2 protein-coding genes are annotated in these 2831 nt (G+C 41.5%); both read right to left on the minus strand.

All coding sequences use genetic code 11. The features are described 5' to 3' along the window. Nucleotides 1–598 precede the first annotated feature (598 nt). Nucleotides 599–1867, minus strand: a complete 1269-nt coding sequence (locus tag A596_RS21700) for a class I SAM-dependent methyltransferase (RefSeq protein WP_160280221.1) — start codon at nt 1865–1867, stop codon at nt 599–601. Between the two features lie 271 nt (nt 1868–2138). Next, on the minus strand, nt 2139–2831 hold a 693-nt coding region (locus tag A596_RS21705), incomplete at its 5' end, for a DUF1552 domain-containing protein (protein ID WP_200882998.1).

Consider the following 2831-nt stretch of genomic DNA (forward strand, 5'->3'; position numbering starts at 1 on the left):
CTTTTTTGTTGTTGTGGGTCAGGTTGTTCATGCTGTTGTTGTGGTATTTATCAGTAATGATTGCGCTAACATATTGATGCTATTAAATCATCAATAAAAATCGCAGCAGGATTTTTATCGACAAAATATTGCACCGACGCTCGCGCGTAAATTAATTACTACTGAATGGTGTGAACTAGAAAAGAGCTTCTTTCAACTGAAACAAGCGCTTGTTTCCCTCGTTCTTTATCACGGTTTTTATAATACTGGCACTTAAATTATCCATTTAGTGATACATCTATATAACTAAATAAGTAATTTTTGAGTTGGAATCTGCTTTTATGTTTATTGTTCCACAGTATCGCAAATTGACAGCGCGATCAATTCACAAATTTTAATAAACGCGCAGGTCTATGCAAATTAGCGTTGAAAGCAACACTAAAAGATAATTTTTTCATCACTGATAAAGTTAATTTTCACTTATGGCGAACTTTCAATTTAATTAATGACGATTTGTTTATTTGTGGTAATTCGCATTTAAAATTTGTTCTTAATTGTGAAGAGCCGCACAAAGAACGGCACATAAAAATTACCGACAACATTCTTGATTTCAATCTGTTTACTCAGGGTTAGACATCTCTTCAGCCGCGCGGGTATCCAAGACTAATTGTCCCATAATGGCTATTACAACTTCCTTTACCATTACACCTTCTGGCATTTGCGGATCCAAAATCGCGCTGATTGTATTAATGGATTTTTTGCCATCAACCATTTGGATTATTGCGTCAATAAGCGGATGGGATTGGGAAGAGCGATAATTGGCGACAGGAATAGGAAGGTGATGCATGATCAACCAGTTTGCGATTACTCCGTCTACCGGTTGGGTGTTTACAGTTTGGGTGGCAATGAAACTCCATATTTGTTCAGTTCTGATCCTTGCCTCCATTGGTGAAACAAGATAAGGCACCTGATCAATGCGTTCCGAGGTAAGGCTCAATCCGCCAAGCGAAAAAAACTCTTTAATTTCGGCTTGGGAATATTTTAATTGTGTGGGTAGATGGCGCGTATATAACAATGGCCCTGTATTCAACCAGCTTCCTTCCGGTGTCAATAAATTCTGGATGAGTCCAATTAAATCGCGTACATCGCCACCGTTTACATCAATAAACCAGGGGGTAATGATCAAATCAAATGATTGGGTTGGTAACGGCAGATTCCAAACGTTAGCAGCAAGAAGAAACCAGTTGGATGATTGATGGACTGGTACTTGTGGTGATGGAATATTTCTAGTGGCTGTTGTTGGAAAATCTATTTGGGGAAAAAGTTTAAATTCACCAAAAGTGAGTGAATTTTTTTGCTTAATCAATTCATCGGCGACGGCTAATAATAATGGGTTGCTATCGACTACCAGAGAAAATTCAGGATCTAAATAGGTGTGAATATCCCAACTGAGCCTGCCGGCACCTGCGCCTAACACTAACACTCGCTTGGGGGAATTTGGCAGTGTGTCGATTAGTGATGTAATTCGTTTCAATGCATTTTTATTTTCTTCACTGGGCTCGCTCACGGTATCCCAGGCCCAATCGCGAAATATCAAATCAAAGTATTCGCTAAGGTCGCCCGCATGCATCTGGTTTAATTTTTCGTTAAATTCAGGCGGAACAGATTTTTTAGCAAGTAAAGACTGAATGCTATCCCGATTAATTAAATTGGCTTTGTATATTTCAGCTAATCGTTCGCGTGTAGTATCACTCAAATCATAACGAGCTAACGATTCCCGGATGTTGTTCAATGCTTGCTCGGCGAGCGAAGTTAGCATTGCTGTTTGATGTTGCCATATCAGCCGCTGATGGGTGCCTGCCGGAAACAGGCAGGGTATATTTTCCATTGTGAAAAATTCACTTTTACAGCGATTGCAAAATAATTGTTCCAGGTTAAAGCCTTCAGATACATTGGCCCGACAATTCGGACAGCAACATTGAGTGCGTAATTGTGTGGGAAAATCTATTTTATTATTCATAGTGAGGCCTGGATAATTCGCCATGCAGGTTCATCTTAATTAACTTCTTATAAAAAACAAAACGCCTTCTGATGTGTTGTAACAGAAGGCGTTTTGATCCAACTAACTTGATTCAATCAACATGCAGTGCAGTTTGATATTACACCAAGCCCAAAGTGTTGCTACCTAATGTGATGCCGGACAAGCCCATGCCTTTCGGGATAGCACCATTCAGGTCATACACATTTCCACCCTGGCGAGCAGAATAACCGCGTGCAAAACCGGGCATTTGTGTAGCAACGATAAACGGACCATTGCCAGAAGTGTGGTCCATGCCGTTGCCCATACATGTCACTTGTACAAATACAGTGGAATTGATGAGCGGTTGGCCGTCAGGACCAGAGGTTTTACGCAGCTTATCGATAAGGTAGGCAGGTACATCATTCAAATAACGCCACATTTCGATAAACGCCGCATTACTGGGAGCACCATGACACGCCTGGTGGGCGTCCTGTGACCAGGAAGTATTGTGGCCAAGCCAATCACCCTGGTGATTACCCAACTGCAAAGTTGCAACTTTGGTAATACCACAAGCGAGCGCAGCAACAACGATGTCAGCTTGCGATTTACCGGTAGCCTGCATATTAGCCACGCTTGGAGTAATGTTGCTACCACAGTTTGTCGTGCTCGGAGTACTGCTGCTACTGTTTTGGTTAGTCAGGTTGGTTTTGATTTTTTTCAGTGAGTCAATATGCTCCTGATAGCGCGCATATTCCTGGGTGCTGAGTTTGCTCTTGATAGAATCAAGTGCTCTCAATTGTGCATCGTAGGACAGTGCATAAGTAGTGTCGGG

The organism is Cellvibrio mixtus subsp. mixtus J3-8, assembly GCF_000766945.1.
In the GTDB taxonomy this organism is placed as follows: domain Bacteria; phylum Pseudomonadota; class Gammaproteobacteria; order Pseudomonadales; family Cellvibrionaceae; genus Cellvibrio; species Cellvibrio mixtus_A.

Bases quoted from the DNA above. Each gene is read 5' to 3' on its own strand.
- A596_RS21700 (WP_160280221.1), bottom strand. From the start codon at position 1,867: ATGGAAAATATACCCTGCCTGTTTCCGGCAGGCACCCATCAGCGGCTG.